At 52.9% G+C, this 6652-nt stretch carries 6 protein-coding genes; 4 read left to right on the top strand and 2 right to left on the bottom strand.

The window, feature by feature from the left end:
• The coding region (locus ACI32D_RS06705; protein WP_439775815.1) for a PHP domain-containing protein at positions 1-1417 on the bottom strand (1417 nt) is incomplete at its 3' end.
• A 134-nt stretch (positions 1418-1551) separates the two neighbouring features.
• On the opposite strand from ACI32D_RS06705, the gene ACI32D_RS06700 reads away from it, so the two are divergent.
• From ACI32D_RS06700 to proC, 4 genes are all read left to right on the top strand, one after another.
• Positions 1552-1752, top strand: a complete 201-nt coding sequence (locus ACI32D_RS06700) for a YjzD family protein (protein WP_270448977.1) — start codon at positions 1552-1554, stop codon at positions 1750-1752.
• A 113-nt stretch (positions 1753-1865) separates the two neighbouring features.
• Positions 1866-2942 (top strand): glutamate 5-kinase, encoded by a 1077-nt coding sequence (gene proB, locus ACI32D_RS06695; RefSeq protein WP_439775813.1) that lies wholly within the window; start codon positions 1866-1868, stop codon positions 2940-2942.
• A 24-nt stretch (positions 2943-2966) separates the two neighbouring features.
• The gene (locus tag ACI32D_RS06690) at positions 2967-4214 is read left to right on the top strand and encodes a glutamate-5-semialdehyde dehydrogenase (protein ID WP_439775812.1); all 1248 of its coding nucleotides are present in this window, start codon (positions 2967-2969) and stop codon (positions 4212-4214) included.
• A gap of 15 nt (positions 4215-4229) precedes the next feature.
• Complete coding sequence (proC, locus tag ACI32D_RS06685) at positions 4230-5003, top strand: pyrroline-5-carboxylate reductase (protein WP_439775811.1); 774 nt, start codon at positions 4230-4232, stop codon at positions 5001-5003.
• 156 nt (positions 5004-5159) lie between these two features.
• Here proC and ACI32D_RS06680 read toward each other — a convergent pair whose 3' ends face one another.
• The gene (locus ACI32D_RS06680) at positions 5160-6527 is read right to left on the bottom strand and encodes a glycoside hydrolase family 1 protein (RefSeq protein WP_439775814.1); all 1368 of its coding nucleotides are present in this window, start codon (positions 6525-6527) and stop codon (positions 5160-5162) included.
• Positions 6528-6652: the final 125 nt, after the last annotated feature.

Here is a 6652-nt window from a genome sequence, read left to right as displayed (position 1 = left end):
TGCCTTTAAAAGCAGCCTGCTGGCCGGCCTCTTCCAAAGTTTTAGCTGGTCCCATCGCCTGCTTGAGGTGGGCGATAGCCGGCAGGGTCAGGCCAAAGACCTGGCCGGTCCGGTCAAGGACGCTTTTAGCCTTCATGGTCGTCAAGGCCAAAATTCGGGCCACCAGGTCAGATCCTTGGCCAAAGCGGGCTTTAGCACCGTATTTAGCCTGCACGTATGCAAAGGCCAGCTTCCGCCCGCTCGTGGTAAAGTCCAGGTCAATATCGGGCATGTTGGCCCGGGCCGGGTTTAAGAAGCGTTCAAAAAGCAGGTCGTATTTCAAAGGGTCAATTTGGGTGATGCCTAAGGCGTAGGCGACCAAAGAGCCGGCAGCTGACCCCCGGCCAGGGCCGACCAGGGCACCCTTTTTTCTGCAGTAATTGACGATGTCGCCGACGATCAAAAAGTAGTCGGCAAAGCCCATCTGCTTGATGACGGCCAACTCTTTTTGCAAGCGGGACTGGTAGATCCCCTGTCTGAGCTTTAATTTTTCCAGGCCGGCGAAAGCCAGCTTTTCCAAATACTGGTCTGAAGAAAGACCTGTTTCTTGCGGAAAGACCGGCAGCTGGGGCTCTTTAAAGGGAATCTTGGCCTGGCAGCACTCAGCAATCTTGCCGCTGTTTGCCAAGGCTTCTTCCAGGCCCATTTCCCGGCAGGCAGCTGCCAAGGTAGCCGCGGGCCTAAGCCAATGTGACCCCTGCCCTTCCGCCATCAAGGTCAGTTCATGCTCATCCAGGACCCGTCTTTCCTTGATGGCCTGCAGCACCTTGCAGAGGAACTGGTCGCCCGGGTCTAAATAGCGGACGTCTTCAACAACCGTTATGGGCAAAGCGGCAGAATCTGCCAGCTTTTTGACATAAGCATCATAAGCAGCCGCGGATTCAGCCGGGTAAACGCCTAAGTATACGGGCAAGGCTTTTGGCAAAAAGGCCAGGAGCTTTTTAACATATTCCTCCCCGCTATTACCCAGTTTATTAAGCTGGCGCAATTCACTGGTCGGCCCGGCAGGCACGATCACGGTTAAATCAGACAAGTCCGGCAGATCGGCTAAGCCAGGGGCTGATCCAGTAAGGTCGCCAGACGCAATGTTCAAAAAGCTGGACAGGCGCATCAAGGACTGGTAGCCCTTTTGACTTTGGGCCAAAAAGACCAGGTCATATTCTGCTTCTTCCAGCTCGATCCCCTTAAAGCGGCCCTGCAGACCCAAAAGAGGCTTGATCCCCGCCTTTAATGCTTCCTCATAAAAATCAGCCAGACCGTAAGTCACGTTGATGTCCGTCAGTGCTACGGCGCTATAGCCCCGCTCTTTTGCCCCCTTGACCAGGTCAGCCGTTTTCATCGGGCTGGCCAGAATCGTATTGGCTGAAATCGTCTGCAATGCTGCTATGTTCACCTTGCTCGCCCCGCCTTTCACTTTTTCCTTGTTATTTCAATTATAGCAAAGTCGCCTTTTCACCAATTGAATTTGCTCGCCGATTCTGGTAAAATGCAGAGCGAAAGAAGGAAGATACTATGGGACGTTACATTGTTTGCATCGTCTGGGGGATGATTTTTACCTTCATCATCGGCTTCATCGGAGCCCCTCTGACCCAGAGCACGTATAACCCTGTTACCTTGTTGATCGTCGGTGCCGTATTTGGCCTGCTGTTCTCTTTGACTATTCCAAAGATCACAGCCAAGTCATACAAGGACGACTCCGCGTTCAGCAAATAAAACAGATGACCACAGGCTAGCCGAACTGGCTAGCCTTTTTTTGGCTATTTTTTCTATCCGCGGGCAAAAGATGGTATGATTTACCTAGTCTAAATTTATTAAGGAAGTTGACAATGAAAGATAACCTGATCGTTTTTAAAGTAGGGACCTCCTCGCTGACCAGTCCGGCTGGCGACTTGGATCCAGAGAAGATCAAAAGAATTACCCGGCAGCTGGCCCAGCTGCACCAGGCCGACTACAAGCTGGTTCTGGTAACTTCAGGATCCATCGCGGCGGGCTTCCGCCGGCTCGGCTTTGACAAACGACCCAGGAAGGTTGCCGACAAGCAGGCCGCGGCCGCTGTTGGCCAGGGGCTCTTGATCGAGGAATACACCCGCAGCCTTTTAGTGCAGGGAGTGGTTTCCGCCCAGATTCTCTTAACCCAGGACGACTTCGCTGACCAGCGCCGCTACCAAAATGCCCAGACAGCCTTGAACGTCCTTTTGAACCGGCGGGTCATCCCTATCATCAACGAAAATGACACTATCGCTATCGATGAACTGAAAGTCGGCGATAACGACACCCTTTCAGCGCAAGTTGCCTCTTTGCTGAAGGCTGACCTCCTGGTCCTTTTGACCGACGTGCCTGGTCTTTACAGCGACAACCCCAGAAAGAACCCCGATGCCCGGCCAATCCCGGTCATCGACGAAATTACCCCGCGGATTTTTGCAATGGCCGGCGGGGCCGGGTCCAGCAACGGGACCGGCGGCATGGCCACCAAGATCAAGGCCGCTGACATGGCCACCAAGTCCGGCGTTCCGGTCTTCATTTGTTCGGCAGATTCTACTGCCCTGGTTGACGCCGTTCACCAAAAGAACCAAGGGACCCTTTTTACGGCCAACGAAAATGCCTTTAACCAAAAGAAGCAGTGGCTGGCCTTCTACGCCCCGGCCAAAGCCCGAGTCTACATCGACCACGGGGCCGTTCACGCCATGGCCAGGGAAGGCTCCAGCCTGCTGATTTCCGGGATCAAGCAGATCCAGGGCAATTTTAAGAAAAATGACATCGTGGAAGTCTACAGTTTGAAGAGCAAAAAGCTGATCGGCAAGGGCAAGGCCAGATTCTCCCGGCCAGTCCTGGAAGAAATTCTGGAGCAAAACCACCCCGAAGGCATCTTCATCCACCGCGACGACTGGGTTACTACCCTTTGATTTGAGAAAGGAAAAAGAAAAAATATGACTGAAAGCTCAACTCAGCAACTGATGGACAGCCTGCTGGCAAACAAGGAGGCTGTCAACCTGGCAACTACCGCCGACAAGAACGAGGCTTTGGCCTTGATGGCTGACAGCCTACTGGACCATGAAGCAGACATCCTGGCGGCCAATGAACTTGACCTGGAAAAGGACAAGGGGCAGATTCCAGACGTCATGCTGGACCGGCTCCGCCTTAACCCAGACCGCCTGGCTGGCATGGCCAGCGGCATCCGGGCCTTGATCGACCTGCCGGACCCAGTCGGCCGCCTTTTAAGCGAGCACACGGCTGACAACGGGCTCAAGATCGAGAAGCGGTCCGTGCCTTTTGGCTTGATCGGGATGATCTATGAAAGCCGGCCAAACGTCACTTCTGACGTGGCTGCCCTGGCCCTTAAGTCCGGCAATGCCGCCCTTTTGCGTTCCGGCAAGGAAGCCTTCAATTCCGCTAACGCCATCATGCAGGCCTTAAAGGCCGGCTTGGCCAAAAGCAAGATTTCCCCAAAGGTGATTGAACTGGTGCAAGACACCAGCCGGCAGTCTTCCAGCGAAATGATGACTGCCCGGGGCAAGATCGACCTCTTGATCCCGCGCGGGGGCAAGGGCTTGATCAGAGCAGTTGTTGACAACGCCAAGGTGCCGGTAATTGAAACCGGGACCGGGATCTGCCACATCTACGTCAATAAGGCAGCCAATTTAGCCGAGGCAGTCAAGATCACGGCCAATGCCAAGATGAGCCGGCCATCTGTCTGCAACGCTGCTGAAGTCTGCCTGGTTGACCAGGAAGTTGCCGCTGACTTCCTGCCGCGTTTAGCTGAAGTTTTTGCTGGCAAAGTTGAGATGCGGGCTGATGAAAGAGCTAAAGAATTTTTGCCAGAGGCTAAAGCAGCCGGCCCAGACGACTTTGACACTGAATTTTTGGACTACATCATGGCCATCAAGGTCGTTGACGGAGTTGAAGAAGCAATTGACCACATCGCCAAGCACTCAACCCACCACAGCGAAGCCATCGTGACTGAAGACCAAGCAGCCGCTGACCGCTTCACGCAAGCCGTCGACTCAGCTGCCGTTTATGTCAACGCTTCAACCCGCTTTACTGACGGGGGCGAATTCGGCCTGGGCTGCGAACTGGGCATTTCAACTCAGAAGATGCATGCCCGCGGGCCAATGGGCTTAAACGAGCTTAACAGCTACAAGTACATTATCCGCGGCCAGGGACAAGTCAGAGAATAGCAAGGAGAAAAACACATGAAAGTTGGATTTATCGGTTTAGGCAACATGGGGAGCGCGATCGCCAGAGCAGTTGCCAAGTGTGATGACGTCAGCCTGCTTTTGAGCAATCACAATCCGGAAAAAGCCGGCAAGCTGCAGGCGGAAATCGGCGGCCAGTTGCTGGACAATGCGGCTGTTGCTGCTGAAAGCGACGTGGTCTTTTTAGGCGTTAAGCCATACCAAGTGGCAAGCACCATCAAGGAAATCGGCGAAGGCAGCAATAACGGCAACATCTGGATCTCCATGGCAACCGGGGTCAGCCTGGAAACTTTGACCAAGCTTCTGCCCGGTCACGACCTGGTCAGAATGATGCCTAACACCCCAGTAGCCATTGGCCAGGGTATGACCAGCTACAGCAGCCAGAGCAGCAAGGCCAAAGAAGTCTTCAAAGACTTAATGACTTACTCCGGCAAGGTCGTGGAAATTTCAGAAAATTTGATGGATGCTGCTACGGCAGTGGCGGGCTGCGGCCCGGCCTTCGTCTACCAGTTTATTGAAGCCTTAGGCGACGCTGGCGTGCAAAACGGCCTCTCCCGGTCCCAAGCCATCGAAATGGCCGCCCAGACTGTTTTGGGCTCAGCCCAGATGGTCCTGGAAAGTGGCCAGCACCCGGCCCAGCTCAGAGACGCCGTAACTTCACCAGGCGGCTCAACCATCGCCGGCGTCGTTGAACTGGAAAAAAACGGCTTCCGCTACGCGGCTATCAGCGCAGTTAACGCGGCTCTTAAGCGGAACCAGGAATTAGGCTAAAAAGCAAATTAAGCTGATAAACAAAGAAATACCCACTGAAGATGGAGAATTCTTCAGTGGGTATTTGTTTTTGAGAAGTAGAAATATATTTAGTAAAAGTTTTTAGTAAAAGTCTTGTAGTAGGAAAAAATAAACTGTGCTTCTGCAAATTATGCTTTAGGAGAGATCACCCCCATTGCTTGCGAAAACTTTTTTGAACCAGTAGAAGGACTTCTTCGGCACCCGCTTCATGTCGCGCAGGTCGTGGTTGCCGCGGTTGACGTAAACCGCCCCGTAGCGTTTTTCCATGTCGGCATGGGAGCTTGGAATGTCGATCAAGCCCCAGCCCAGATAGCCCAAGACCTTGGCCCCGTCTTCAAACATGGCCTCTTCCATGGCCTTGATGTGGGAGCGGTGGTAGGCGATCCGGTAGTCATCCTGGATCTCCCCTTTGCCATCCCATTCTTCCCGGCAGCCGATTCCGTTTTCGATCGGGAAGACCGGCAAATGATAAGCATTGTAAGTATGGGTGATGATATTGCGGAAGCCCAAGGGGTCGATATCCCAGCCAAAATCAGTTTCCGGCAAAAAACGGTTGTGTTCAAAGCCCCAGTTTAGGTAGCGGTTTGGCGCTTCAGCCGCCGGAACCTTGTCGCCGTCCAAGGTAGTGGACCGGTAGTAGCTGAAGGACAAGAAGTCGGTATGAATTCCGGCTAACACTTCCGCGTCCCCTGCTTGAAAATCAGCTTGAATCCCGTGATTTTCAATCCAGGCCAGAACTTCAGTAGAGTACTTGCCAGTCGTATAAAGCTTGTTCAAGTTCTCGTTCAAGAACTCATTTGACTTGCGCGCCAGATAAACGTCAATTGGCTTGGACGTTGCCGGATAAACCGGCGTATAGGCAATCATACCACCGAACTTAATCTCTGGGTACTTGTCATGGGCGTACTTGCTCAAGCGGGCATGAGCCAGCATGGTGTGATGGAAAATCTGATACATGTCGTCCAGGCTCTTTTCACCATGGTCGTAGCCGGCAATGTTGAAGACTTCATCAGTAAAGTAGAGATTGTGCTCGTTAAAGACGATCCAGTACTTGACCCGGTCGGCAAAGTGGTCCAGCATCTTTTGCCCGTATGAGACAAAGGCGTCAGTCACCTTTCTGGACATAAAGCCGTTTTCTTCTTTGGCCAGCTTGGCTGGCATGTCAAAGTGGTACAGACAGATCATTGGCTCAATGCCCCGCTGGCGCATCCCGTCCACCAGGCGGTCATAGTACGCCAAACCTGCAGGATTGACCTCTCCGTCACCATCTTTGATCACCCGTGACCAGGAAATCTGGATCCGGTACATGTTCATGTTCATTTCCCTAAGCAGGTCCAGGTCTTCGTCATAGCGGTGATATTCATCAATCGCATCATGCCAGTCTGCCGTCTTGTCAGTAGCAGGCCGGAGGTCATAGACCGATAAACTTTTTCCATCAATATTCCAGGCCCCTTCCGTCTGCATGCTTGAGACGGAATTTCCCCAGAAAAAGCCCTTTGGCATCGTACGCGCAGTCAAAACAATTCCCCCTAAAAAGCTTTGTCATTAGTTTTTGCCAGCAGCTTCAGCAGCCGCGTTTTCTTGTTCCCGCTTCAGCAAAACTTGGTCGTAACGCTTGGCAAATGGGA

Source organism: Lactobacillus sp. (assembly GCF_051873315.1).
GTDB lineage: Bacteria > Bacillota > Bacilli > Lactobacillales > Lactobacillaceae > Lactobacillus.
Note: the sequence above shows the minus strand (reverse complement) of the source record. Positions and strands in the feature narration are given on the sequence as shown.

Excerpts from the sequence above, each read along its gene's own strand:
- ACI32D_RS06700 (WP_270448977.1), top strand. The coding sequence starts at position 1,552 with ATGGGACGTTACATTGTTTGCATCGTCTGGGGGATGATTTTTACCTTC.
- proB (WP_439775813.1), top strand. The coding sequence starts at position 1,866 with ATGAAAGATAACCTGATCGTTTTTAAAGTAGGGACCTCCTCGCTGACC.
- ACI32D_RS06690 (WP_439775812.1), top strand. The coding sequence starts at position 2,967 with ATGACTGAAAGCTCAACTCAGCAACTGATGGACAGCCTGCTGGCAAAC.
- proC (WP_439775811.1), top strand. The coding sequence starts at position 4,230 with ATGAAAGTTGGATTTATCGGTTTAGGCAACATGGGGAGCGCGATCGCC.
- ACI32D_RS06680 (WP_439775814.1), bottom strand. The coding sequence starts at position 6,527 with ATGCCAAAGGGCTTTTTCTGGGGAAATTCCGTCTCAAGCATGCAGACG.